Origin of the sequence: Geminicoccus flavidas (genome assembly GCF_009806515.1) — a bacterium.
GTDB classification, from domain to species: Bacteria; Pseudomonadota; Alphaproteobacteria; order Geminicoccales; family Geminicoccaceae; genus Geminicoccus; species Geminicoccus flavidus.
On the sequence record NZ_WUJP01000484.1, the window covers coordinates 1 to 240 of the forward strand.

At 64.6% G+C, this 240-nt stretch carries 1 protein-coding gene; it reads right to left on the reverse strand.

Going from position 1 to position 240, the window contains the following annotated elements:
- Positions 1-240: hypothetical protein (locus tag EQG76_RS13585; RefSeq protein WP_159714177.1), on the reverse strand; the 240-nt coding region annotated here is incomplete at both ends.

The window sequence follows — 240 nt, forward strand, 5'->3', positions numbered from 1 at the left end:
TTGGATCATCTCGTCGGCCAGACTTGCCGCCGCAGCGCATTTCCCGCCCATGAACTCGAACAGCCACATCTGCCACAGGACGGCGACCGTTTCCGTATCGCTGCCGATCTGGCGGCACAGTTCCAGGGCTCGGGTCCCGGCCATGCCGATCTCCTTCGAGGCATAGCCGTGGCTGGTCAGCAGTGCCGGGACCAGCGAGATGTGGAGGTCGAGATCCAGTCGCAGCCGTTCCGGCCTGGA